The sequence below is a fragment of the Candidatus Nanopelagicales bacterium genome (genome assembly GCA_037045355.1).
Taxonomy (GTDB): Bacteria; Actinomycetota; Actinomycetes; order S36-B12.
In genome coordinates, this window is record JBAOHO010000029.1 from 204,368 (window position 1) to 228,401 (window position 24,034).

Annotated in this window: 23 protein-coding genes and 1 tRNA gene; 12 read left to right on the top strand and 12 right to left on the bottom strand. The window is 66.5% G+C overall.

The features are described from left to right. Positions 1-3: 3 nt before the first annotated feature. The 4 genes from V9E98_16110 to V9E98_16125 form a co-directional block, all read right to left on the bottom strand. The gene (locus V9E98_16110) at positions 4-1,146 is read right to left on the bottom strand and encodes a serine hydrolase domain-containing protein (protein MEI2718488.1); all 1,143 of its coding nucleotides are present in this window, start codon (positions 1,144-1,146) and stop codon (positions 4-6) included. Positions 1,147-1,265: 119 nt separating this feature from the next. Then, on the bottom strand, positions 1,266-2,219 hold the full coding sequence (locus tag V9E98_16115; GenBank protein ID MEI2718489.1) for a DUF4436 family protein: 954 nt from the start codon (positions 2,217-2,219) through the stop codon (positions 1,266-1,268). A gap of 184 nt (positions 2,220-2,403) precedes the next feature. Next, a complete protein-coding gene (locus V9E98_16120) occupies positions 2,404-2,937 on the bottom strand; it encodes a hypothetical protein (GenBank protein ID MEI2718490.1) in 534 nt (177 codons plus the stop codon). 122 nt (positions 2,938-3,059) lie between these two features. Continuing rightward, positions 3,060-5,450, bottom strand: coding sequence for an MMPL family transporter (locus V9E98_16125; GenBank protein ID MEI2718491.1), 2,391 nt, complete (start codon positions 5,448-5,450; stop codon positions 3,060-3,062). Positions 5,451-5,552: 102 nt separating this feature from the next. Here V9E98_16125 and V9E98_16130 point away from each other — a divergent pair, with 102 nt between their 5' ends. Continuing rightward, positions 5,553-6,128 carry a MarR family winged helix-turn-helix transcriptional regulator gene (locus V9E98_16130; GenBank protein MEI2718492.1) on the top strand — a complete coding sequence of 192 codons (576 nt, stop codon included), beginning with the start codon at positions 5,553-5,555 and terminating at the stop codon, positions 6,126-6,128. Positions 6,129-6,148: 20 nt separating this feature from the next. On the opposite strand, the gene V9E98_16135 is transcribed toward V9E98_16130, so the two are convergent. The 4 genes from V9E98_16135 to V9E98_16150 all read right to left on the bottom strand — a co-directional run bounded on the left by V9E98_16135 (position 6,149) and on the right by V9E98_16150 (position 9,785). Continuing rightward, complete coding sequence (locus V9E98_16135) at positions 6,149-6,520, bottom strand: carboxymuconolactone decarboxylase family protein (protein ID MEI2718493.1); 372 nt, start codon at positions 6,518-6,520, stop codon at positions 6,149-6,151. A gap of 239 nt (positions 6,521-6,759) precedes the next feature. Further along, positions 6,760-8,172 carry a hypothetical protein gene (locus tag V9E98_16140; protein ID MEI2718494.1) on the bottom strand — a complete coding sequence of 471 codons (1,413 nt, stop codon included), beginning with the start codon at positions 8,170-8,172 and terminating at the stop codon, positions 6,760-6,762. A gap of 153 nt (positions 8,173-8,325) precedes the next feature. Next, a complete protein-coding gene (locus tag V9E98_16145; GenBank protein MEI2718495.1) occupies positions 8,326-9,117 on the bottom strand; it encodes a nucleoside phosphorylase in 792 nt (263 codons plus the stop codon). Continuing rightward, positions 9,114-9,785 (bottom strand): metalloregulator ArsR/SmtB family transcription factor, encoded by a 672-nt coding sequence (locus V9E98_16150; protein MEI2718496.1) that lies wholly within the window; start codon positions 9,783-9,785, stop codon positions 9,114-9,116. Before V9E98_16150 ends, V9E98_16145 begins: the two co-directional genes overlap by 4 nt. Before the next feature lie 91 nt (positions 9,786-9,876). Here V9E98_16150 and V9E98_16155 point away from each other — a divergent pair, with 91 nt between their 5' ends. Genes V9E98_16155 through V9E98_16170 form a run of 4 tightly spaced genes read left to right on the top strand, consistent with a single transcriptional unit; the run spans position 9,877 to position 12,336 of the window. Beyond that, complete coding sequence (locus tag V9E98_16155; GenBank protein ID MEI2718497.1) at positions 9,877-10,629, top strand: PIG-L deacetylase family protein; 753 nt, start codon at positions 9,877-9,879, stop codon at positions 10,627-10,629. After that, positions 10,626-10,976 carry a DsrE family protein gene (locus V9E98_16160; protein MEI2718498.1) on the top strand — a complete coding sequence of 117 codons (351 nt, stop codon included), beginning with the start codon at positions 10,626-10,628 and terminating at the stop codon, positions 10,974-10,976. Before V9E98_16155 ends, V9E98_16160 begins: the two co-directional genes overlap by 4 nt. Further along, entirely contained in the window at positions 10,976-11,206 is a 231-nt protein-coding gene (locus V9E98_16165; GenBank protein ID MEI2718499.1) for a hypothetical protein, read from the top strand. The genes V9E98_16160 and V9E98_16165 overlap by 1 nt, the downstream gene beginning before the upstream one ends. Further along, on the top strand, positions 11,203-12,336 hold the full coding sequence (locus tag V9E98_16170; GenBank protein ID MEI2718500.1) for a cysteine desulfurase family protein: 1,134 nt from the start codon (positions 11,203-11,205) through the stop codon (positions 12,334-12,336). The genes V9E98_16165 and V9E98_16170 overlap by 4 nt, the downstream gene beginning before the upstream one ends. 197 nt (positions 12,337-12,533) lie before the next feature. On the opposite strand, the gene V9E98_16175 is transcribed toward V9E98_16170, so the two are convergent. Together V9E98_16175 and V9E98_16180 are read right to left on the bottom strand one after the other, a co-directional pair. Further along, positions 12,534-12,607, bottom strand: a tRNA-Val gene (locus tag V9E98_16175). Between the two features lie 58 nt (positions 12,608-12,665). After that, positions 12,666-13,061 (bottom strand): DUF3052 family protein, encoded by a 396-nt coding sequence (locus tag V9E98_16180; protein ID MEI2718501.1) that lies wholly within the window; start codon positions 13,059-13,061, stop codon positions 12,666-12,668. Between the two features lie 246 nt (positions 13,062-13,307). Between V9E98_16180 and aceE the strand changes: the two genes are divergently transcribed. Further along, complete coding sequence (gene aceE / locus V9E98_16185; protein MEI2718502.1) at positions 13,308-16,013, top strand: pyruvate dehydrogenase (acetyl-transferring), homodimeric type; 2,706 nt, start codon at positions 13,308-13,310, stop codon at positions 16,011-16,013. A gap of 84 nt (positions 16,014-16,097) precedes the next feature. After that, positions 16,098-17,228, top strand: coding sequence for a VIT1/CCC1 transporter family protein (locus V9E98_16190; GenBank protein MEI2718503.1), 1,131 nt, complete (start codon positions 16,098-16,100; stop codon positions 17,226-17,228). A gap of 37 nt (positions 17,229-17,265) precedes the next feature. On the opposite strand, the gene V9E98_16195 is transcribed toward V9E98_16190, so the two are convergent. After that, positions 17,266-17,757, bottom strand: a complete 492-nt coding sequence (locus V9E98_16195) for a DUF3145 domain-containing protein (GenBank protein MEI2718504.1) — start codon at positions 17,755-17,757, stop codon at positions 17,266-17,268. A 464-nt stretch (positions 17,758-18,221) separates the two neighbouring features. Here V9E98_16195 and V9E98_16200 point away from each other — a divergent pair, with 464 nt between their 5' ends. From V9E98_16200 to V9E98_16210, 3 genes are all read left to right on the top strand, one after another. Beyond that, positions 18,222-18,905, top strand: a complete 684-nt coding sequence (locus tag V9E98_16200) for a biotin transporter BioY (protein ID MEI2718505.1) — start codon at positions 18,222-18,224, stop codon at positions 18,903-18,905. A 337-nt stretch (positions 18,906-19,242) separates the two neighbouring features. Further along, positions 19,243-19,734 (top strand): hypothetical protein, encoded by a 492-nt coding sequence (locus V9E98_16205; GenBank protein MEI2718506.1) that lies wholly within the window; start codon positions 19,243-19,245, stop codon positions 19,732-19,734. A gap of 2 nt (positions 19,735-19,736) precedes the next feature. Then, positions 19,737-20,279 carry a DUF222 domain-containing protein gene (locus V9E98_16210; protein MEI2718507.1) on the top strand — a complete coding sequence of 181 codons (543 nt, stop codon included), beginning with the start codon at positions 19,737-19,739 and terminating at the stop codon, positions 20,277-20,279. A gap of 987 nt (positions 20,280-21,266) precedes the next feature. Here V9E98_16210 and V9E98_16215 read toward each other — a convergent pair. After that, positions 21,267-21,536, bottom strand: a complete 270-nt coding sequence (locus V9E98_16215) for an acyl-CoA dehydrogenase family protein (GenBank protein MEI2718508.1) — start codon at positions 21,534-21,536, stop codon at positions 21,267-21,269. Positions 21,537-21,856: 320 nt separating this feature from the next. On the opposite strand from V9E98_16215, the gene V9E98_16220 reads away from it, so the two are divergent. Beyond that, complete coding sequence (locus V9E98_16220) at positions 21,857-22,927, top strand: patatin-like phospholipase family protein (GenBank protein ID MEI2718509.1); 1,071 nt, start codon at positions 21,857-21,859, stop codon at positions 22,925-22,927. 172 nt (positions 22,928-23,099) lie between these two features. Next, positions 23,100-24,034, top strand: a 935-nt coding sequence (locus V9E98_16225; protein ID MEI2718510.1) for a glycoside hydrolase family 3 N-terminal domain-containing protein, incomplete at its 3' end; no start/stop codon positions are given.

A 24,034-nucleotide genomic window follows, 5' to 3' on the forward strand; every position in this document is an offset into this window, starting at 1 on the left:
AACTCAGCTCGCGCCGCCGGTCGGGGTGGAACTCGGGCGGCCCAGCACCTTCGACACCGCGTCGAAGATCCGAGCCGTGGGCGACATGCACTCGGCATCAGATGCCATGGTGACGGCAGCACTCGCCTCGGGGCAGCGACCAGCCACGATGTCGCTGGCGGTGAGCACGACCACGCTGGTCGAGATGTCGGGGTGGTAGTAACAGGCGGCGCGGTACCCAGGGATGTCCCCCGAATGTCCGATCCACCCGTCGATCTGCATGAGGCCGAGCCCGTAACTCACCCCCGGGCCCATACTCGGGGCGGGTGCGAAGGAGTCAAGTCTCAGGGCCTGGGTGCCCGCGCCCAACAGCCCATTCCCTGTGGCCAGGATCGAGCTGAACGCCAATAAGTCGTCGGCCGTCGAGACGAGGGAACCTGCGGCGCCCCCCCACGAGGGATTGAAATCGGTGGCGTCGACAGGTTCACCTGGCGTGCCCGACGGGACCAGCAGGGTGAAACCTCGGGCGAAGGGATGGGGCAGCTCGGCTGAGTCACCTGGCCACCATGTGCCGGTCAAGCCGAGCGGTTTCAGGATGTGTTCCGACAGCAGCGAACCGAAATCGCTGTCGGCGACCTGCTCGATCACCCGACCCAGCAGTAGGTAGTTGGTGTTGCAGTAGTCGAACCTCTCGTCAGGTGCGAACACTGGCGAGTGGGACAGGCCCAGACGAATCATCGCGTCCGGTTCCTGCGGGGCCGCTGGATCAGCCACGATCAGCGCCGCGACCTCCGGCACGGACGTGTAGTTCGCCAGGCCGCTGCGCATGCGGGCCAGGAGATCCAGTGTGATCTGGTCGCCACCGGGCACAGCAGGGACATAGTCCGCGATCGGGTCAGCGAGGGTAAGGCCGCCAGACTCGACCATCTGGAGCAGCAGCGTGGCCGTGAACATCTTGGTGACCGACCCGATCCGAAAGTGGGTGTCCCGAGTGTTCGCCTTCCCGGTGCTGGGATCGGCGGTACCGAATGTCCCGAGCCAGGTACCCGTGTCGGTGCGCACTCCGACAACCGCCCCCGGTGTTCCAGCCGACTGATCGACGGCGGCTCCGGCCGCAGTGTTGAGCGCTTCGACCAAGTCCGGCGGCAACGTTTGGGGCATGCTCATTGCGCCAGTCTGCCCGTACCTGTGGCAGTGAGCACAGGCAATCAGCCCGGATCCGTACGGGATCCGTAATGTCCGCGAGCCGGGAACAGTCCCAGTCCGCGCCGGGACCGCCGAGCCCCTCAACTGTCGTGGTGATCGCGCGTGTGATGCGCCTTGAGTAGCGTCGCCCGGTTCTGCCGCAGCCAGGCGACCACAACGACGACCGTGGACACGAGGGTGAACGCGAGCAGCCACAAGAAGACGTACACATCGATGGCCGCTCCCACCGGCGGCGCTCCGGGCAGGACCTGCCTAAGAAACGGAAGGGCGAAGAGCAAGGTGGCGAACCAGCCCAGGAGATCGACACCGAGGCTGCGCCGATGGGTCGCCGTCAGGGTGGCAAGCGCGATGCCCACGACTACCAGGATCGTCATGAGTCCGAGCAGGAAGAAGGCGAACAGCAGAGTGTTCCCGGACCTGTCGAGGTTCATGGTGGCCTCGACGTAGTCCGTGGGGCCTGGGTTCGGATTGGAGACGATGAGATCCCACCCGTCCACCGATCCGGTGATCTGGGTGGCGATCGGGATCGGAACCTTGTCCGTGATCTGTCCTCCGTCATCGCGCACGACCGCGTCGGCAATAACCCCGACGGAGGCGTTGTAGGTATCCAGCGGGTACGTGGCGTAGTTGCCCTCGGTCCCGATCATGATTTCCTGGGTAGCCGCTTGCCGGCCCCGTGCGAGTGTGACTTCGGTGAGTCCGGAGAAGCTCTCGAACGAGACGACGACATCCTGGGTCAGGGAGCCGTCGGGATTCATCAGTTCGCCGGTCGGAAGGAACTGCAGGCGCACCGTCATCGCGTTCTCCGCGGGATCGAACGCCCTGGGTTCGAGGAGGATTCCAATGCCGTCGACAGGCTCTGCGGGTGGCGCAGTCTCTCCCTCGGTGGTACCGGCGACCTTGTAGGTCGCGAAGACGATCAGCCACACGATCGCGAAAACGCCCACCAGAGCCCCGAAGACGACCCATCCACGGGGCGTGAAAGACCGCGGCAGAGGAGCGGCCGCCAGCGAGTCGTACGGCAGCGAGTCCACGGCACTATTCGTCGACTCGGAAGTCAAAGCTGAATCTGTCGCTCGTTCATCCGTCACAAGGCCGCAACTTACGCGAAGCGGAGGCGCCTCACAGGCCAATGCGTTGCCTCGTCAGCCTGCCCCTTCCGGGCGCGCCCGCTCGAGGACCCGATCACGAGGCCGGGTCCGCCCGATCACAGGTCCGTCAGTTGGTGGGGTCGGACTCCAGTTGGGCGGCATCGTCTCCTTCGGTGCCCTTGTGGATGGCGACGGCGTCAGCGAGGTAGCCACGAATTGTGTCCTCGTGCGCAGCATCCGTGGTGGACACGATGACGAAGGACTTCTCATCAGGCAGAGTCTCCGCGAGCGCCTTGAGGACATCCTCGTCCGACCCGTGCTCGCCGTGCGCGATGAGCCCACCGACCCCGGTTCCGATGAGGACGAATCCGACGATGGACGGCGGGAACACCAGCCCGGCCGCCAGCCCAGCGGCTGCTCCGATGGCCATCCCGCGGGTGGCCGATTCTTCGTAGCGAATGATTCGGGGCTTTCCCTGGTGCTCTTTGCCGCGGTGCTCGATCAGCGCGCAGTTGAAGGTCTTGAAATGGTTGAGATCGTGTTTGGCCTTGATGGTCTCGAAGTCCTTGCCGGCCGCCGCTGGATCGTCGTACTCCGCCAACAGGATCATCAACGGATCATTGTCGGGGGCCGCTTCAGGGGCGGGTGTCTCGTCGCTCATGGACGTCCCTTCATCGGGGGTCAGGTGGGGCACCAGGATGGCTGCCCGGACACGTCGAACGTAGCACTGGGAGTCGGGGGAAGTCGGTACCAGCGGTGACCGCTTCCTCCACCGCCGGCAGCTTACGAGCGGGCGAGATCTGGCTCGGGCAGTCCCTCGCTCTCGGGGATGTCATCGATCTCGGCCTCTTCGAATCGAACGTCCTCTTCAGACTCGACCGCAACGCGCGGCAGTGTCCGACCCAGCCAGCCGGGCAGCCACCAGTTCGCGTTGTGAAACTGGTACATCAGCGACGGAACGATGATCAAGCGCACGATGAATGCGTCGAACAGCACCGCGGAGGCGAGTGCCAGGCCGAACAGTTTGATGGTGGAGTCGCTGCCCAGGATGAACGCCCCGAAGACGCTGAACATGATCGCCGCCGCAATGGCCACGACCCGGCCCGAGGCGGCCAATCCACGGCGAACCGCCTTGCGATTGTCTTGAGTGTGACCCCACTCCTCCTGCATCCGACTGACCAGGAAGACCTGGTAGTCCATCGACAGCCCGAACAGGATCGCGAACACCATGATGGGTAAGAAGGGCTGAATGGGACCGGTGCCCGTGATGCCGATGATCTCCGCCAACCACCCCCACTGGAACACCGCCACGGTGACGCCCATGGCTGCAGCCAGTGACAACAGACTCGTAATGACACCGGTCAACGGGACGACTATCGAACGGAAGAGCAGCACCAGGGCAAGGAACCCCAGCCCCATCACTACGGCCAGGAACAGCGGCAGGGCGTCCTGCAACACCGAGGTGAAGTCCGACGTGATGGCCTGTGTGCCACCCACGTATGCCCTGACGGTGTCTCCCGATGCCGCCGGGATGATCTCTTCGCGCAAGCGGTTGAGCAGGTCCGTGGTGGCCTCGTCTTGCGGAGCCGTGGTGGGCACGACCTGCATGGCCGTGACCGTGGAACCAGGTGCCAGTGGGAACGGAATGGCCGCGGCCACGCCGGGGTCGCTCGAGATGGCGCCCGCCAATTGTTGGACAGCCGCGTCATCGCCAGGTTGGCTGGTCTCGATCGCCACGAGGAACGGTCCGTTGCTGCCGGGCCCGAAACCCTCGCTCAACTGTTCATGGGCGATACGGGCTGAGGCTTCCGGGGACTTGCCGCTGTCATCGGTGAAGCCGAGCCGCAGTGAGGCTATTGGAGCGGCGATCACCAGGATCACGGCCAGCGCGACGGCGCCGAACCAGCGGAAGTTCTGCTCCAACCAAGCGCCGTAGCGGGCGAACACGTTGCCATCGGGATTGTGTTCCTTGGGTTTGCGGGCCCACGGCAGCTTGATCGCGAATGCCTTGCGACCAAGCAGTGACAGCACAGCGGGCAACAGCAACGTCGCGCCGATCATCATCATGGCGACCGTGGCCGAAGCCGCGATAGCCAAGCCGTTGAAGAACTCGATTCGAAGGACAAACAACCCCAGCAACGCGATGACCACGGTGGCAGCAGCAAACAGCACTGCACGCCCGGCGGTACGCACCGACTCCAGGGCGGCTGTACGCGGTTCGCGACCGGCGTCCAGCGCTTGTTTGTAGCGGTTGATGACGAACAGCGAGTAGTCGATTCCGACCCCTAGTCCGATCATTGCCGCCAGGGTGGGGGCAAAGGTCGCAACATCGAGGAAGCTCGCGGTGACAAGTACGAGGGCCTGACCCACTGCAAGTGACAGGATCGCCGAGAACACCGGCAGGAACGCGCCCACCAGCGATCCGAAGGTGAACAACAGGATCACGAGGGCGACCGTGATGCCAATGCCCTCACTGCTCGGCGGCTCTTGACCGGCGAACTCAAGTGCTTGTCCATTGACGCCCACGGTGAGGCTGTCGGTTCCGTTGGCGGCCTCGACCGCGTCCAGGACCGCCGTTGCCGAGGCGGGCGACACGTCCTCGACAGCGCCCTCGAACGTCACCGTCGCAAAGCCGACGTGTTCATCCACACTGAAGCCTGCCGGCCCGGAACCGGCGAGTACCTTTGCGGCAGACGGCGAAACGGGTTGGCGCCCTTGTCCCGCCGGAGTCTCCTGGGCGGCGGCCCGCTTGCGTGCGGCTTCGCAGTCCGAACCCAGCGGTTCGCCGTAAGGGGTCACGACGCACGTGACGCCAGGAACCTCGGAAATGGTATTCAGGGTCTGCGTGATCGTCTCCGCCACGGCGGGCGACGTTGCCGAACCCGACGCCGGGCTCCAGACGACCTTAGCCGTCGCGCCGGTCAGCGACTCCTGCGCGCCTGGGATCTGTTCGAGCAATTCCTGGGCGGTTGCCGACTCGGTGTCGGGCAACGAGAACGAGTTGTTGTACGTGCCGCCGGCTGTGGCCGCCAGGGCGAAGATGGCCGCCGCCATGATGAGCCAGGCGAGAATTGCGCTCTTGGGCTTGTGAACGGCCCATCGAGAGATCGGTCCCACGGTCAACTCCAGAGGTGTGGTCGTTTTCGGCGGCGCTTGCTCATATGCATGTGTCACACAAGTACTGATGACAGTACGATCCATGTGTTGCACATGCAACTTATGTGTGTGACACATGCAATCGAAGATCGAAATCGCGGATCGCAGGAAGGGTTTCGGATGCCACTCAAGAGACGGTTGGAGTCGTCGCGTTACGCCCCGGAACCCGAACTACTGCTCCGGATCAATCGTGCGGTCATGCGCATGCGTCGCGTCATCGTCAAGCCACCCGAGTTGTCCATGCCGATGCCGTCACTGGGCCGTTCTGTTGATTTCGCGAAGGTGCACGCCTGCATGGCGATCGCAGAGGGCGCCGTTGATGGCGCTCCCACAGGCCCCGACGGGCACCGGGTATCGACGGTCAAGGACGTCGCCGCATTCATGCAGTTGGATCATTCCACCGCCAGCCGACTGCTGAGCGAAGCCGAAGCCGATGGCCTCGTCGAGCGCGGGACCGACCCCGAGGACCGCCGCCGCACTACCGTGTCCCTGACCGACATCGGCCGCTTGGTATTGCAGGACAGCATCGCGATGCGGACGTGGGCCATGAGCCAGGCCTTTGACCAATGGTCCGAGAAGGATCTGAAGACCTTGGCCATCATGCTCGAACGGATGGCACAGACCCTCGTAGAACGTATGCCCGACCTCATGTGCGAGGCACGTGAGCGTTTCGGGCTCACCGGCGAACAGCACTGACGAGTCGAGTGGGTCGCGGTTCAGTTGACCGGCGTTGCGTCCTCGGGGTGCAGCGCGGCGTGGAACTCGCAGAAGGCGTCAAAGGCGCGCGGGGCATAGATGGACGCCGGGCCACCACCCATCAGCATCGTCACCCCGATCGCTTCGGCGGCCTCCTCGCGGGTCGCGCCCAGACGAGCCGCCGCCTTGGCGTGGGCCGAGATGCAGCCGTCGCATTGCGTATTGACCGAGATCGCCAAGGCGATGAGTTCCTTGGTCTTGGCATCCAGAACGCCATCGACCAGCGCTGCCCCGTGCAGGGCGGCAAAGCCCTTGTAGACGTCGGGGATCATGCGACGTAGTTCCCGACTCTGTGGGCGCAACTCGTCTTGTATTGCTTGGCCGTAGTTCATGATGTCGCTCTCCTCAGGTGACAGGTCCGTTCACTTCGACAAAGGCCCCAATAGCGCTGCATCGCAGCGCACGGTCCGATGCCAACTTATACCCCCAAGGGTATGGTGCAGGCGCCAGCGCGGTACCGCTGGGCATGCCGGATGGCCGCTTCATTGCATGTCATTGCCGACCTTCGTGGCGGATTTGCACAGCGTGGCGGCCTCAAACGGGCGGCAACGCTCGACGACCTGAGGCGATGTCAGCCACGCCCCCGCACAGGCTTCTGGTCAGGATCCGACACAGCGGCGATGCGCTTGAGCCAGGGGGCGAGCCGCATGACGAAGGTGTTTCGGTCCGACGCTGCACTGAGCGGGTCGATGTGGGCGAAGGTACTCGACCGGTCGATAGTCGTGACGGCCCTTCGCGGCAGTCCGGATTGGGCCGCCAGCGCTCGGGTGGAGTCGGCGACCCGGCCACCGCCCAGCGCCGCGTCGAAGGAGAACAGGGGGACGTCGATCCTCTTGCCGAACACCGAGCGGACGCCGAGCACCTTCTGCGCCGGGTTCGCGATGCCGTTGTTCACCGAGGATCCGTCCAGGCTCAGCCGGCGCGGGTGGTACCACGACGTCCCGTCGTAGCCGTCGTACTCGGCGAAGACCTGTGCCGCCCGCCGGGCGCTGCCCAGTTCGCCGTCCTGCCACCCGCGTGGCTCGCCGCTGGTGGCAAGGTTGCCGATGTGGCTGTGCACGAGGGCGAGGAACTGCGGCGACGTGTCGTTGTCCACGCTGTACCCGTATTGGCCCAGGTTCGTGGCGGGTACCGGCGCCTTCAGGGCATCAGGAACCAGCGGGAAGGGCTGCAGCGCCGAAGGCCGGTCCGGCTCGGTGACGGCCGTCGTCGACCCGAGCACGTTGAAGATGCCGGTTACCCATGGCAGGCCGAGTCCCAGCAGATCGGACCACGGGCTGCCCGCGTCCAGTTCCGCAAGGTCGGCCCTGGCCTCGGCCGCGGTCGGTAGTTCCCGCGAGGAGCCGCCGCCGTCGATGAACACCAGGCCCGACAGATCCCTCACGCCGGGTTTGCCGGCGAAGTTCCAGGTCGCGTACGCAGTGGTGATGCGGCCACCCAGGGAGTGGCCGCCCAGCACCACGGTGCGGCCACCGGCGGACGCCTTCGTGACGACCCGGCGGATGTCCTTGACGGCCACCTTCAGGCCCCAGTCCCGAGCGAACGTGGTCTCGTCGGTGGTCTTCGGCTGGAACCGCGGGGTCAGCCCCGGGTTCGTGAGCCAGCCCAGGTAGTAATCGACGAGCTGTTCGGACGTGGCCTGGCCGGCGCGGTACCGCTTGAGCACGGAGTGGTCCTCGAGCAGATTCTCGCGCCGTTCGATGGACCACACCTGCCAGTCGCCGTCGAGTCGCTGCAGGAGGGCCCGGGCCATCGGCCGGAAGTTCGCCGCGCCCGCGGAGGTGCCCGGGACGAGCACCAGCACATGACCAGCGGCGGCCGGGCCCTGCTTGAGCACTTGCACCTTGTTGTACTGCGCCGGGGTTCCCGGTGCTCGGTAGCCGTTGAGCGTCACCAGATCGTCCGCCGTCGCCGGTGTCAGCCCACCAGCGGTCATGATCGCAGCTACAGCGATGCCGATCGCTCCCACTGTTCGCTTGCGCATGCGCTACTCCTCGTCGTCCCGCCTTCCACCGTGCATCGAACTTTACGGCCTGTCACGATCCAGGGCACGTCGCACCGCTGTCGCTGGTGCACGGACGGGCGCCGGTGCGAGCCGTGCTCAACAAGCGGAGGCCCTCCCGCTGGGCTGGTTCGGTCAGGAACGCTGCAACTCGTGTGCCAGGTGGGCAGTGAGGGCGAGGGCTGCGTGTACGCCGTTGGCGTCGCCTTTCTCGAAGTCGTCGCCTGTTGTGGCCATGGTGTTGGTGATGTGGGCGATGCAGACGATGTCACGGTTGCATGCCTCTGCGAGGGCGTAGAGTGCGGCTGCCTCCATCTCGACGCAGGCGGCGCCCATTTCGGTGGCCGAGGAGATGGCGGCTGGTGTCTCGCGGTACGGTGCGTCAGTTGTCCATGACCGTGCGGTGATGATCGGCTCTTCGAGGTTGTCGAGCGTGGCTCCCAGGGATTGGCGAAGGTGGAGGCGCATCGGGCTCCAGGTACCCGGTGGCCGGTAGTGCAGACTGGTCCCCTCGTCGCGCAGAGCGGCTTCGATGAGGACGAAGTACGGGGTCTGGGCAAGCGGCTGGAGCTGGCCCGCCGAGGTGATCGAGATGACAAGTTCGGCGCCGCTGACGAATAGCTGTTCGGCGACGAGCACCGCGAAGGGGGCGCCGACGGCGCGTCCGACGACACCGATGGTTGTGCCGGAGACCTGGGTGACCCACATGTCGGTGTGGTAGCAAGCCCACCCCGGATGCCTGTGTGCGTTGGTGGACGTGGCAAGGTGAGCGGCGATGTCGCCGTCGGGGTCGAGCAGGCACACGCGGGGCACAGCGTCGTCGGACAGGTTCTTCTGACGACGCGCTTCGCGTAACAGGTTGGCCGGCTGGAATACCGATGCCTCGTCGTAGGCCTTCACCGGCAGATCTGCTGGCTGCACCGTCACGCCGACTCTCGTGCGGCGATGGGCCGGCCGGCGTCACGCCACTGCGGGTAGCCGCCCTCCAATCGCGCGGCCACGAAGCCGGACTCGCGTAGGCGGGACACAGCCGTGGATGCCATCACGCAGTAGGGCCCGCGGCAGTAGGCGACGATGCTGGCGTCGTCGGGTAGTTCGTTGATGCGCGTGGCGAGGTCGGCGACGGGGATGTTGACCGCCCCGTCGACGTGCCCGGCGGCGAACTCGCTGGCCGGCCTGACGTCCACCAAGAGCACGTGACCCGATCGTGTCATCTCGTCAAACTCCAGGAAGCTAATCGGTCGAGCGCCGTCGGCCTGCTCGAAGAAGGCATCGGTCAGTGCGGCGACTTCCGAGATGTGCTGCTCGGCCAGGGCGACGAGACTGCGGTACCCGGCCTCCACGGACCGGTCGGTGAGTCGATAGACCCGGGAGGTGCCCTCGACGCGACGGGTGACCAGCCCGGCACCGGCGAGAATCTGCAGGTGCCGGGATGTGTTGGCGACACTGGCCGAGATCTGGCCGGCCAGCGATTCGACGGTGCGCTCACCTTGGCCGAGAACGTCGACGATCTCCACCCGCTTGGCGTGCCCGAACGCAGCGCCGATGCGCGCGAAGTGCCCGAACACTTCGTCCTTGTACTCGCGTGGGTCCATGCTTTGCTCCTCAAGGTTTCGCTTGAATAGTACGGGGACCGACTGGTAGCGTCGCCATATTCAATTGATGTTTTGAATAGGGAGAATGGCGATGACATCGGCCGTCGGGCACGTCTCAAGGAACACGGCGCTGCCGTCGTGGCGTCGCGTCCTCGCGGTCGTGGCACATCCGGACGACGAGTCGTTCGGACTGGGCGCGGTCCTGGCAGCGTTCGCCGCTGTCGGCAGCGAGGTGTCGGTCCTGTGCCTCACGCGCGGCGAGGCCTCTACCGTGCAGGGAGTCGAGGGTGACCTCGCGCAGGTGCGCGCACAGGAGTTGCAGCGGGCAGGGCAGGTTCTGGGTCTGACTCGCGTGGGCCTGCGGGAGTACCCCGACGGTGCACTCGCAGACGTCCCGCTGGACGACCTCCGCGCCGAGATCGCCGCGTTTGCGGGCAGTTCGCCCCCGGACGGGATCGTGGTTTTCGACCCCAGCGGGATCACCGGGCACGCCGACCATCAGCGCGCCACCGAGGCCGCCCTCGGATACGCCCGCACGGGAAGCATCCCGGTGCTGGGCTGGACTCTGCCCGATGACGTGGCCGCCACCCTGAACACCGAGACCGGCGCCGGCTTCAGCGGCCACCCCCAAGCGGAGGTCGACCTCGTCATCGACGTGGACCGCTCGACCCAGGAACTGGCTGTCGCCTGCCACCCCAGCCAAGCAGTACCTGGCAGCGTGCTGTGGCGCCGACTCGATCTACTCGGCCCGCGCGAGCACCTGCGCTGGCTGCATCACCCCGACACCACCAACGACGCCGGCCACTCATCGAAGAACCCCTCACAAGAAGGAAGCACCCCATGAACGTCCTGATGATCATCAACGGTTCGGCCTACGGCCTGGACTCCACCTACAACGCCATCCGCCTGGCAGCGTCGATGTCCAAACGCGACGGGGTCGACGTGACCGTGTTCCTCATGGGTGACGGGGTGACTGCGGCCATGGCGGGGCAGAAGACCCCCGACGGCTACTACAAACTCGACCGGATGCTCAGCCCTGTCACGCGCAACGGCGGCCGGATCCTGTGCTGCGGCACCTGCATGGATGCCCGCGGCATCACCGAACAGATGCTCATCGAGGGCGCTACCCGCTCCACCATGGAGGCCCTGACCGACGCGACCCTGGCCGCGGACAAGGTGCTGGTCTTCTGATGCCCGGTCCTGCGCAGACCGTTCTGGTCCTCGGCATCGGCAAACCCCTCCCACTCGCCGGGTTCTTCGCCCACGCACAGGCCCACGCTGTCGCCGACACCGTCACGGCCGCCGTCACCGTATCCGGCGAGACCGGACGGTTGGACGGCCACGGCGGATGCTTCATCGAGACCGGCAACGGGCGCGCCGCCTACTGGTCCGGCGACTTCTCCACCGACCCCTCGCTATGACCGAGGTCATCTACCTGGACCACAACGCGACCACACCGCTGCTGCCCAGCGTCGTCGACGCGATGCTGCCGTACCTGCGTGAGGAGTACGGCAACCCGTCCAGCGACCACGCACACGGACGCCGGGCACGGGCGGCGGTCGACACCGCACGTGGGCAACTCGCCGACCTGATCGGGTGCCACCCCGACGAGATCGTGTTCACCTCCGGCGGCACCGAAGCCAACAACCTCGCCATCCGGGGAACCACCCAGGCGCTCACCACGTCACGGCGAACAGTCGTCACCTCGGCCGTCGAGCACCCCGCCACCGTGGCACCCCTGCGCCGCATGGAGGCCCAGGGCTGGACCATCGACCGCCTGCCCGTCACCCGCGAAGGCAGTATCGACCCATCGATCCTGCCCGCCGCGATGACCCCGGACGTCGCACTCGTCACGCTCATGCTCGCCCAAAACGAGACCGGCGCAATGCTGCCCATCGCCGAGGCAGGCGAAGCCGCCCACGCCGCAGGGGCACTCATGCACACCGACGCCGCCCAGGCCATCGGCAAGATCCCCGTGCACGTCGACGACCTCAACGTCGACTTGCTGTCCATCGCGGGCCACAAGGTCAACGCTCCCAAAGGCGTCGGTGCCCTCTACATCCGACGCGGCACCCCGATCCGGCCAGTCCTGCTCGGCGCCTCACAGGAACGGGGCATCCGCCCCGGCACCGAGAACGTCGCCAGCATCGTCGCCCTCGGCACCGCCGCCGATGCCGCCGCCACCGACATCGAGCAACGGGCCCACCACTACCGCGTCCTGCGGAACGAACTCTGGAAGGACCTGTCGGGGAGCATCCCCGGACTCACCCGGCACACGCCGGTTGATTCCCTGCCCAACACGCTGTCCGTCAGCTTCCCCGGCGTCCTCGGAGCCGACGTCCTGGCCCGTGCCCCCCACATCGCCGCGTCGACCGGTTCGGCGTGCCACTCCGGGACAGAGCGCCCCTCCGCCGTCCTCACCGCCATGGGCATCGCACACACCGACGCCATGGGCACCGTTCGCCTGTCCCTCGGCCATGGCAACACTGCACAAGACATCGTCCAGGTCGTACGGAACCTGACCCAGGCATTCCACGAAGCGCGACCCTGACAGACATTCACGACAGTTCGCTCCTTCACGTTCACGGCACCGAGGGGGGACAACGGGGGGAGAGTCGCGGCGGAGGGACAAGCACGGTTACGCCTGACTACGCACGAAATGCGGACCTGTCGGCAGGCTTCCTGGCGGCAATGGTCGTACGGCGGGATGGCCCCGAAACCGTTGTGAATGAGGGTCTTCGGCGCAGGTGGGCGCAGAGAGACTTGAACTCCCGACATCCTGCTTGTAAGGCAGGCGCTCTGACCAACTGAGCTATGCGCCCGGACGTGTCGAGATTACGGCATCCGCAGTTCACATCCGCCACGCGGAGGATCGGATGTTCAGCTCCGTGGCACCAGTCGAGTGCCGTTCCAATCAGGTGCAGCGCTGATGTTGGCCGTCACCCTCAGTCCGGCCGTGGGAGCAGCCTCCGAGATCTCTTCAGGCTCGACGTGGCCGTCGCGGCCGGGCTTGGGAGTCACCAGCCAGATGGCCCCCTTCTCCGCGAGCATCGCGATCGCGTCCAGCAGGCCATCGACCAGATCGCCGTCATCATCGCGCCACCAGAGCACCACAACGTCCACAACATCGTCGTAGTCGTCGTCGACGGGTGGGGCGCCGGCAGCGTCGGTGACACTATCGATCAGCCGTTGATCGCAGTCGTCGTCCCACCCCACCATCTGGATGACGGTGCCCTGCTCGATACCCAAGGCCCGATCGGAACGCGTCGTGGTCACTGGTCCCCCGCCCAACGATGGGCTGCGAAGGCGCTGTGCAGCATGGTGGTAGTTCACTACCACCGGGTGCGACTTCGCAACCAGTTTCGTCCGGTCCACCCCCCGAAAGGGGTCTTCGCGGACCGTTGATCGACTGGGGAACCGTTATCCGCTCCTCACCACGCCGTCGAACGCCAGGCGCAATAGGGTGGGTCATCACCGATCGAAGGGGCTCAGGTGAACTCCTCATCCGACCTTCCGGCACTGATGGCGGCCGGCTTGCCGAGCCAGTACGTGGACATGGATCCCGAGGAAACGCGCGAATGGCTGGAGTCGTTCGACGGCCTGATCGACACCGTCGGCCCCGACCGAGCCCGGTTCCTCATGCTGTCGCTGCTCCGGCGGGCCTCCGAGCGGAACATCGGGATCCCCACGCTGCGCAGCACCGACTACATCAACACGATTCCGCCGGAGCGGGAGCCGCAGTTCCCCGGCGACCAGGCGATCGAGAAGCGAATCCGCGCCTACATCCGGTGGAACGCCGCCATCATGGTGCACCGCGCGCAGCGACCTGGCATCGGTGTTGGTGGCCACATCTCGTCCTACGCGTCTTCGGCGTCGCTGTATGAGGTCGGTTTTAATCACTTCTTCCGCGGCCAGGACCACCCCGGCGGAGGCGACCAGATCTTCTTCCAAGGGCACGCCTCTCCCGGCTTCTACGCCCGGGCATTCCTCGAAGGACGCCTGACCGCGCACCAGTTGGACGGTTTCCGCCAAGAGTTGTCCCATCCCGGCGGAGGGCTGCCCTCCTACCCGCACCCCCGACTCATGCCCGACTTCTGGCAGTTCCCGACCGTGTCGATGGGACTCGGACCTCTCGATGCCATCTATCAGGCACGCTTCAACCGGTACCTGCGGGACCGTGGCATCAAAGACACGTCAGATCAGCATGTGTGGGCCTTTCTCGGGGACGGGGAGACGGACGAGCCGGAGACCTTGGGGGCGATCGGTCTGGCTGCGCGCGAGGGACTCGACAACCTCACGTTCGTGGTCAACTGCAACCTGCAGCGCCTCGACGGACCCGTGCGGGGCAACGGCAAGATCATCCAGGAGCTCGAGTCGTTCTTCCGTGGCGCTGGCTGGCATGTCCTCAAGGTCGTCTGGGGTCGGGCCTGGGACCAACTCCTGGCTCGCGACAACGAAGGCGCCCTCGTCAAGCTGATGAATGTCACCCCCGACGGCGATTTCCAGACCTACAAGGCCGAGGATGGGGCCTACATCCGCGAGCACTTCTTCGGCCGGGACCCGCGCACCGCTGCCCTGGTCAGCGACTGGACGGATGATCAGATCTGGTCGCTGCAGCGCGGTGGTCACGACTACCAGAAGCTGTATGCCGCCTACTCGGCTGCGATCTCCCACAGCGGGCGACCGACAGTGATCCTGGCCAAGACCATCAAAGGGTGGAGCCTCGGATCACACTTCGAGGGCCGCAACTCCACCCACCAGATGAAGAAGCTCACCATGGAGGACCTGCGGGTGTTCCGCGACCGGCTGTCCATCGACATCCCGGACTCACAGCTCGACGCCTACGAACCCCCCTACTACACCCCGGGACCCGACCACGAGCACATCCGGTACATGCAGGAACGGCGGGCAGCGCTCGGAGGACCCGTACCGGTGCGACGCCACAGTCGCGGGTCGCTCCCCCAGCCTCCCGAGTCGACCTTCGATGTCGTGAAACGGGGATCGGGCAAGCAGCAGGTCGCCACCACGATGGCCTTCGTCCGCCTGCTGAAGGACTTGATGCGGACCAGCGAGATGGGCCGACGATTCGTGCCCATCATTCCGGACGAGGCCCGCACCTTCGGCATGGACAGCCTGTTCCCGACGGCGAAGATCTACTCGCCGCACGGGCAGACCTACACGGCGGTGGATCGGGAGTTGATGCTGTCCTACAAGGAAGCCACCGACGGCCAGATCCTGCACGAGGGCATCAACGAGGCAGGGTCGGTCGGGTCCTTCCTGGCGGCGGGGACTTCGTATTCGACACACGGCGAACCGATGATCCCGGTCTACATCTTCTATTCGATGTTCGGGTTCCAGCGAACCGGGGACTCGTTCTGGGTGGGCCTGGATCAAATGGCACGAGGGTTCATCCTCGGCGCCACTGCGGGCCGGACCACCCTCAACGGCGAGGGTCTGCAACATCAGGACGGACACTCGCTGCTGTTGGCTTCGACGAATCCCGCCGTCGTTGCTTACGACCCGGCATACGCCTACGAACTGGGCCACATCGTGCGGGACGGACTTCGCCGCATGTTCGGTGAAACACCGGAGAACGTCTTCTACTACCTGACCGTCTACAACGAACCCATCGCACAACCCGCGGAACCCGACGGTGTGGATGTCGATGGCATTCTGCGCGGCATGCACCACATCTCCGGGGCACCGAACCTGCCCGGACCTCGCGCGCAGGTGCTCGCCAGCGGTGTCGGGGTGCCGTGGGCCCTGGATGCGCAGCGCCTGCTCGCCACCGAATGGGGCGTGGCCGCCGACGTGTGGTCGGTGACCTCGTGGAATGAGTTGCGGCGCGACGGATTGGACTGCGACCGGCACAACCTGCTCCACCCCGACCAACCCCGACGCACTCCCTACGTGACCCAGCGGCTCACGGGTCAAGCGGGCCCGGTAGTGGCCGTGTCGGATTTCATGAGAGCAGTGCAGGATCAGATCCTGCCGTGGGTGCCGAGCGACTTCGTGTCCCTGGGCACCGACGGCTGGGGACAGTCCGACACCCGTGGCGCATTGCGACGGCACTTCCTGGTCGATGCGCAGTCGATCACCGTTCAGACACTGGCGGAACTCGCCCGTCGCGGCGAGATCGATCCGGCTGTCGTCCCGCAGGCCATCCAGCGGTATCGGCTGGAGGATCCGAGCGCGGCCGACGCCGGCAACACAGAGGGCAGCGGCTGATCCGCCGAGTCGGGACTCTCGACGTCATCGCGGCGCGGAGGTTGGGGTCCCGACACCGCGCGGCCGACAGTGGACAATGGCGGCGTGGCCAAGGACACCGATCGATTCCTGCAGTACCTGAGTTCCGAGCGCGCCGCGCGCAACATGTACCGCTCGCTGGCCGAGTTGACCAGTGGCGACCGCCGCAGCGCACTGCTCGAATTGGCGGACATCGAGCAGAAGCATGCGGACCACTGGCTCGCCCTCCTGACCGAACGCGGTGTCGAGGTTCCCCCGGACGACACGACTCTCGAACCGTCCGACGCCGCTTTGCTGCAGCGGGCCCGAACGCTGTCCCTCGATGCCGTGCTCCCTGATCTCGAACAGGCCGAACGTGACGCGCAAGGTGTGTACGACGACGAGCCCGAGGCCCTGGCGGGCATGGCCGATGACGAGCGGGTCCACGAACGGGTGCTGCGGCAGTTGCGGTCCGACCGGCAGAAGACCCGGTCACCGAACGAGGTGCGTGAGAGCTTGAACCGCGCCGAGTCATGGCACCGCACCGACAAGTCCGGGTCTCTGCGTGCCGCCGTCTTCGGCGTCAGCGACGGCCTGGTGTCCAACACTGCCCTCGTCATGGGCTTCGCGGGCTCAGGGCTTGAGCGCGGAACGGTGTTGCTGGCCGGTGTCGCGGGCCTGCTGGCGGGCGCGTTCTCCATGGCGGCGGGCGAGTACGTGTCGGTGGCCAGCCAACGCGACGTCTTTCGTCGCGAGTTGGCGCTGGAAGCCTCTGAGTTGCGCGAGAAGCCGTTGGAGGAGCAGCGTGAGCTCGAGCTGATCTACCGAGCCAAGGGGCTTGATCCGCAGACCGCCCGCGTGACCGCCGAGCGCATCATGGCCGACCCCGACGTCGCACTGGACACATTGGCCCGCGAGGAGTTGGGGCTGGATCCTGACGAACTCGGCTCGCCGGTCAAAGTGGCAGCCTCGAGTTTCGGTGCCTTCGCGGTCGGCGCCATCGTGCCTGTGATTCCCTATCTGATCACCGGCGGCACCGCGGCACTGATCATCGCGATCGTTCTCGGCAGTATCGCCCTGCTCGTCGTCGGCGGCACCGTCGGTCAGTTGTCGAGGCTGGGAGTGATCCGCTCCGCGCTGCGCCAGTTCGCTGTCGGCGCCGGGGCCGCGGCGGTGACATACATCCTGGGCAAACTCGTGGGAACCGGGCTGGGTTAAGGGCGGCGGCAGGCTGGGCTGACTCCCGCGCCGGGCATCACCCGACGCGGTGCAACCAGCGGACCGTGGCGCCCTCGCCGGCATAGCGGAAGGGCTCGAGTTCCTCGTCCCATTCGGCGCCGAGCAGATGACGCAGACGACCGACCAATTCCTCGGGTCCAGCGGTGTCGGCCATGGCGCTTCGGATCCGGTCCTCGCTGAGCATGATGTCGCCGTGGATGCCGATCGTGCCGCGGAACATGCCCAGGCCGGGAGTCACGGCGAAACGCTCGCCCTCGCGGCCGGTCGTCGGTTCTTCCGTCACCTCGAAGCGCAGGGGGGCGAAGCCCACCAAAGCGCTGGCCAGCGCGGCACCCGTACCTGCTGCCGCCTGCCAGGACAGTTCACCGCGGACCGAGCCGGGTGAGACCGGCTGCCCGGTCCATTCGATGGACACTTCGACACCCAGGACCTGGGAGATCGCCCACTCGACATGGGGGCTCAGCGCCCGAGGGCAGGCATGGATGAAGACCACGCCCCGTGTCGGCATGGTGTCTGACGGGTGCCGGGGCACCACGGCGCTCGACATGATGGCCTCCTTCGCATCGAGATTCGCCTTCCCCAGCGTCCTCACGAAGGTCTGCGGCCTGTCGGCCCGAGAGTCTTGAGTCGAATTGTGTGTGTCACTTCCCAGTGACACCGTTGTCACTTTAGCGCACGAATCCACAAGCGTCACTGGGTTGGACAACTCTTCCAAGAGCTTCCCAGCAGGTCTTCCAAGAGCTTCCCAGCAGGTCTTCCAAGAGCCTTCCCAACGGGCGACAGGCGGCCCCCAGGGGTACTCCCCGCCGACCCTCCACGCACCGTGCGGGACCCGGCCATCGCGGCGTGCCACCTGTCCGGAACAATCGAAAACACAACGACCTGTCCCCGGGCGACCGGCCAGGCAATTACAGTGGGGCCACCGGCCCCGGCTATCGGATCACCGATACCCCCACGGAAGTTGGAGAACACATGGCTGTCACGACCCCGGCCCCCCGGGTACTGGCCGACGTCCTGCCCCGCTCGATCACCCGCGACGTACTGCTCGTGATCGGTGGTGCGGCATTCGTCGGAATCGCGGCGCAGATCGCGATCCCTTTGCCGTTCACTCCGGTGCCGCTCACCGGCCAGACTTTCGCCGTCCTGCTCGCTGGGGCTGCGCTGGGTTCGATCCGCGGCATCTTGTCGATGCTGCTGTACAGCGTGGCGGGCCTGGTGGGCGTCCCGTGGTTCGCCGCGGGTGCGAGCGGCTTCGCGATGCCGTCCTTCGGCTACATCCTGGGCTTCATCGTGGCCGCCGGACTGGTCGGCTTCCTCGCCGAACGCGGCTGGACCCGTACAGTCTTGGATACCGCCTTGGCCATGGTCCTTGGCAACGTGATCATCTACGGCGTCGGGGTGACCTGGCTGAAGTTCAGCCTGGCCACTTCGTGGGCGTCAGCACTCGAGATGGGCATGACCCCGTTCCTGCTCGGCGATGCCCTCAAGATCGCCTTGGCCGCCGGCCTGTTCCCGCTGGTGTGGAGCCAGCTGGTGCGCCGCGACCTCGCCCCACCGCGCCGCAAGGCCAAGGCTGCGGCGGATTCCGTCGACCTGACCGACGGAGTCACGACGAGCGTGGCTGAGACCAACGACGAGAAGTCGACCACCGACTGACCTGACAGCCTGAGCCTCGACGGTGGCCCTCGGACTGCGTTTCGGGGGCCACCGTTCTGTTTGGGGGTGGAGCTCGCGCCTCGGGCTGGGTCAGCGCCCGTAGCGGACTCGCCCAGCGCCCACGTCGGGGGGCGCCACGCGTGCGGATCGGTCTCACCCAGCGCGCGGACTCGGCTCTCCCGCCTCGGAATCACCACTATCCCGCCCCGCACCACGCCACCATCCGGCCGCGAATCACGGTGCGACACGCTTGAATTGCCGGTGGACAACTCCCCATTCGGTATCGAACATATGTTCGAATAGGCCCAGGGTGAGCAACGTCCGGGGGGCGATTCGGATGAGCGAAATATCGGCGGCGGACCGATTGGCAGGGATGTTGCGGGGGGCAGAGCACGTTCCTCCGGCAGTCCGCCGATTCGCCGAACTTGCGGTCGAGCTGGGTGAGATGCCGGTGCTGGCGGATCTGGCGGGCGGCGTCGGCTTGGCCGATTCGCTGACTGTCTTGGCCCGGGTCAAACATCTGTTGGATGCCGAGATCGCCCGGCGCACCCGCGCCGCCCAGATAGCTGACGTCTTGCCCACCACGGCCCGCACCACCCTGCAGAACGAGTGCACGTGGTCGGGCCCAGCGGCTGACTCCATGGTCACCGCTGCCCGGTTCGCGCACAACCACCCGCCATTGATGGAGTTATGGCAGTGCGGGCGCGTCTCCGTCGAGGCGGTGGCTGCGATCGCGCGTGGTACCCGGGCGCTAGCTCCCCACCAGGTGGAGCAGGTGGTCAAGGCCCTATTGCCGTCGTTGCCCCGGCTGTCGTCTCGCGGCATCTGAAGATGGCGGTGAACCGAGCGGTGGACCTGCTCCGGCCAGACGATCGTGACGCTGCTGAGCAGCGTGACCATGACCGCCGCTACCTGGTGTTCGCCGATCTGAACGGCGTCACCACGATCAACGGTCAAGTGCCGGCACTGGAGGGAGCGGCCATCCAAGCTGCACTGAACGCGGTGGCCGAGTCGCTGCGGACCGAGGGAGACGGGCTCACCCGGGGACAGCGCCGTGCCGATGCCCTGGTCACCCTGATCAACGCCGCGGCGGCGCACGGAGACGTCCCCGCCTCGACTTCGGGATTACCTGTTGGTGCCACCATCACGCTGGGCATCCACGAAGCCGAACGCGTCGCCGCCGGCCATGCCCGGGCCGCAGGTGTCGACCTCACCGATCTGGTGACCACGGCCAATGCCCCGGGAGCACTGGGCACCACGCCGACCTCGGCGGCCACCCTGGGGGACGCCGCCACCCGGTTCGCGTTGTGCCACGGCACCCTCGACCGGCGCCCTACTCGACGACCGAGCGGTGGTCGGGGGCCCGATCAGTGACGCGTTGGTCGGCGCGCCTGCTGTTCCGCTGGCGGTGGGGCGAGACACGAGGCTCGCGACCAAGGCGCAGCGAATCGCCCTGGCACTGCGAGACGTTGGCTGCCTCCTTTGTCAACGCCCGGCCGCGGAGTGTCAGACCCACCACGTGACCCCGTGGAGTGAAGGTGGGGGCACGGATTTGGACAACATGTGTTTGTTGTGTTGGAGCCATCACAGACAAGTTGATCTGGGCAGGTGGCTCTTGATCCGGACCCAGAACCCCGGGCCAGGCGATCCTTACTGGACGGTCGAGGCAACGCCTAGACACAGATGGCGACGACGAGTCGCCTGACCCTCAGTTGACTCCGAGCTGGCGCGCGATGAGCATTCGCTGCACCTCGCTGACGTGCCCTCGCCGATCTCGAGAATCTTCGCTGTCGCGGTAGAACCGGGCCACCGGGTACTCGTTCATGAATCCGTATGCCGCCGAAGATCTGCGTGGCCTCGCGGGCGTTGGTCCATCGCTGCGCTCGGTGGCGAAGAGCTTCGGCGATCGCCGCCTCATGTTTGAAGGGCTCCCCGGCGAGCAGCCGGGCCGCCGCCTCGTAGTACGACAGGCGCGCCGACGTGGGTGCGCGTCTCCATGTCGGCGATCTTGAACGCGATCGACTGGTTGTTGCCGATCGTGCGACCGAACGCCTGGCGGCTGTTGGCGTACTGGACACTGTTCGTCGACGCACCCCTGTGACAGGCCCACGGCCAGCGCCGCGATGGCGATGCGCCCCTCGTCGAGGATCCGCAGGAACTGGGCGTAGCCGCGGCCCGCGCTCCCCCACCAGGTTCGCCGCAGGCACGCGGACGTCGGCGAACGACAGCTCGCGGGTGTCGGAGGCGTTCCAGCCGACCTTCGAGTACTCGGGCGCCGACGGTGAAGCCCGGCGTACCCGACGGCACGATGATGGCGGAGATCTCCTTGCGGCCGTCGCTCGTCGATCCCGGTGACGGCGGTCACGGTGACCAAGCCCGGTGATGTCGGTGCCCGAGTTGGTGATGAACGCCTTGGTGCCGTTGATGACCCACTCGATCGCCGTCGAGCGTGGCGGTCGTGCGGGTTGCCCCCGCGTCGGATGCCGCCGCTCGGGCTCGGTGAGGCCGAACGCCGCCAGCATCCGGCCCGAGGTCAGAGCGCGGGAGCCACTGCCGCTTCTGCTCCTCGGTGCCGAACCGGTAGATCGGCATCGCCCCGAGCGACACTCCGGCCTCCAGCGTGATCGCCACGCGACTGAGTCGACCCGGGCCAGCTCCTCGATGGCCAGGCACAGCGCGAAGTAGTCGCCGCCCATGCCGCCGTACTCCTCGGGGAACGGCAGGCCGAACAGCCCCATCTCGCCCATCTGGCGCGACGATGTCGTAGGGGAACTCGCTCACGTTCGTAGAAGTCGCCGATGACCGGAGCCACGACGTCGTGGGCGAACTGCTTCGACGGTCTTGCGCAGATCCTCGTGCTCGGATGACAAACGGAAATCGGGCACTGGACTCTCCTCCGGCTCGCGTGCCCTCATACGATCCCATGCCTGCCAACGTGTCAGGCTGGGCGGGTGCCTCGGATCGGACTCGTACTCGGCGGCGGCGGGATCACCGGAACCGCCTTCCACGCGGGTGTGCTCACCGCACTGGCCCAACAGGGGTGGGACGCCCGCGACGCGGAGGTCATCGTCGGCACCTCCGCGGGCTCCACGTCCGCAGCACTGCTGCGTGCCGGCTTCCCCCCGGCGGAGTACCTCAACCGAGTATCGGGGCGCCCGGTTTCAGCCGAAGCCTCTCGGGTGCTCGACCGCATCGGGTCGATCCCGCAACCACCGCGACGTCGCCGCGGACCATTGCGACCTGCCTCCCCTCGGCTGCTTCGCGCTGTTGTGGGCAATCCTCTGAGGTTCCCCCTGGGGTGGCGCTCGCGGCTCCTTCTGCCGACCGGCACCATCTCGGTCGATGAGGTCAACCCTGGATTCGGGCCGCTGTTCGAGGAATGGCCGCAGCGACCCATGTGGATCACCGCAGTGAATCTGGGAAGCGGCCAGCGCACAGTGTTCGGGCGAGATGCTGTCACGACGGTGCCGCTGGCGGTCAGTGCCTCGTGCGCGATTCCCGGGTACTTCAGCCCGATCGATATCGACGGTGAGCGATACGTGGACGGCGGTGCGCATTCGGTGTGCAACTTGGACCTGCTCGCGGGGCCCCTGCCCGACGGCCCCCCACTGGACCTGATCCTCGTCTCCGCCCCGCTGAGCACAACCGATCCGTTCGCACTCGAGTTGGGCAACATCCCGCGGTCACCGCTGCGGCGCCAGCTTGACCGTGAGATCGCCGCGGTCACCCGTCATGGCACCCCCGTAGTCGTGTTTCAGCCCGACTCTCATCTGCGCCATTTGATGGGGCTGAACTCGATGGACCTGGCCAAGCGGCCCGCCGTCGGTCTCGCCGCGTGCGAACTCGCCGCCCGAGTCATCCGGGAGCAGTCGTCCGGGCTGATGAGTCGCCGAACACGTGACTGGGTCGGAGCACCCCGGATTCCGGGGGACAATCGCAGGGAGCCGCAGAAGGACCGCAGAAGGACCGCAGAAGGAAGGGCCAAGCCATGCGCATCACCACAGCCGCCGCAGCGGGATTGACGGTCGCCGTGCTCCTGCCCGGGGTCGCGGCGGCGCACGGGGAGTCGATCGGTGCGGTGTCGGGGCGATCTCTCGGGGTCCGCCACTGTGACAGTCGATGAGCAAGCCGGGGACTGAGCAGGCGTCCGCAACCGGACCCTGGCAGCCGACGTCCTGTTCGGGTGCACCGAGCATGCGCGAACGCCGGCATGCAACGCCGGATGGCGAAGGAAGGTATGGCCGGGACATCGTCCTACTCGGCAACGACGCCCCCAGCGACTTGCGGCGGCAGTTGACGCGTGTGGAACGCGCGGCGCCGCAGGGGCATGAGCCCCTGATCGCCTCCGACGAGGAGGGCGGTTCAGTACAGCGGCTCGACTCCGTGATCCGCCCATTGCCGTCGGCGGAGACCATGGGCAACTGGCCGGTGGCCAAACTGCAGCGTGTGGCTGCGAAATACGGTCGTGGAATGGCGCAACTGGGAGTGCTGATGAGTCTGGCTCCTGTCGCTGATCTGCGGGTGCCCGGCTCCTACATGAAACAGACGATCTGGGGCGATCCTTCGGGTCCAGTCCGAGCCATGTGGGCAAGGACGTCATGGCGTGGTGCTCGTGGTCTGTGCAGAGAGTCGGGGGTCGCTCCGGTCGTCAAGCATTGGCCGGGCCACGGCCATGCCCGTGACACCCACCAGTTCGCGGCCCGCGTCCGCGACCCGCGCCCAACTGAGGAGCGCGCCGACATGGTGCCCTTCGAGGACGCCTTCGCCGCGGGTGTTCCCGCCGTGATGGTCGCGCACGTGCAGTCGCGGGGCCTGACGCCGAACGGTGTTCCCGCCACGCAGTCGCGCAAGGCGATCTCCGTGCTCCGCGGCCAGGCCGGACCCGACACGGTCATCATCACCGACTCTCTGTCCATCGGCGGCGGCATCGTCCGCGCGGGGGCTGACCGAGGCCCAGGCCACCGTCGCCTCCTTGCGTGCCGGTGTCGACTGGGCGATGACCTGCTCGACCGATCCGATCGGAGTCGTCAAGGCCGTCAAGCGCGCGATCGACCGCGGAACGCTCGATCGGGATCAACTGCTGCAGTCCTCAGATCGCATCAGGGCGCTGAAGGACTCGCTGACCTGAA

Bases quoted from the DNA above. Each gene is read 5' to 3' on its own strand.
- V9E98_16110 (MEI2718488.1), bottom strand. From the start codon at position 1,146: ATGAGCATGCCCCAAACGTTGCCGCCGGACTTGGTCGAAGCGCTCAAC.
- V9E98_16120 (MEI2718490.1), bottom strand. From the start codon at position 2,937: ATGAGCGACGAGACACCCGCCCCTGAAGCGGCCCCCGACAATGATCCG.
- V9E98_16130 (MEI2718492.1), top strand. From the start codon at position 5,553: ATGCCACTCAAGAGACGGTTGGAGTCGTCGCGTTACGCCCCGGAACCC.
- V9E98_16135 (MEI2718493.1), bottom strand. From the start codon at position 6,520: ATGAACTACGGCCAAGCAATACAAGACGAGTTGCGCCCACAGAGTCGG.
- V9E98_16140 (MEI2718494.1), bottom strand. From the start codon at position 8,172: ATGCGCAAGCGAACAGTGGGAGCGATCGGCATCGCTGTAGCTGCGATC.
- V9E98_16150 (MEI2718496.1), bottom strand. From the start codon at position 9,785: ATGGACCCACGCGAGTACAAGGACGAAGTGTTCGGGCACTTCGCGCGC.
- V9E98_16155 (MEI2718497.1), top strand. From the start codon at position 9,877: ATGACATCGGCCGTCGGGCACGTCTCAAGGAACACGGCGCTGCCGTCG.
- V9E98_16160 (MEI2718498.1), top strand. From the start codon at position 10,626: ATGAACGTCCTGATGATCATCAACGGTTCGGCCTACGGCCTGGACTCC.
- V9E98_16165 (MEI2718499.1), top strand. From the start codon at position 10,976: ATGCCCGGTCCTGCGCAGACCGTTCTGGTCCTCGGCATCGGCAAACCC.
- V9E98_16170 (MEI2718500.1), top strand. From the start codon at position 11,203: ATGACCGAGGTCATCTACCTGGACCACAACGCGACCACACCGCTGCTG.
- aceE (MEI2718502.1), top strand. From the start codon at position 13,308: ATGGCGGCCGGCTTGCCGAGCCAGTACGTGGACATGGATCCCGAGGAA.
- V9E98_16195 (MEI2718504.1), bottom strand. From the start codon at position 17,757: ATGCCGACACGGGGCGTGGTCTTCATCCATGCCTGCCCTCGGGCGCTG.
- V9E98_16200 (MEI2718505.1), top strand. From the start codon at position 18,222: ATGGCTGTCACGACCCCGGCCCCCCGGGTACTGGCCGACGTCCTGCCC.
- V9E98_16205 (MEI2718506.1), top strand. From the start codon at position 19,243: ATGAGCGAAATATCGGCGGCGGACCGATTGGCAGGGATGTTGCGGGGG.
- V9E98_16210 (MEI2718507.1), top strand. From the start codon at position 19,737: ATGGCGGTGAACCGAGCGGTGGACCTGCTCCGGCCAGACGATCGTGAC.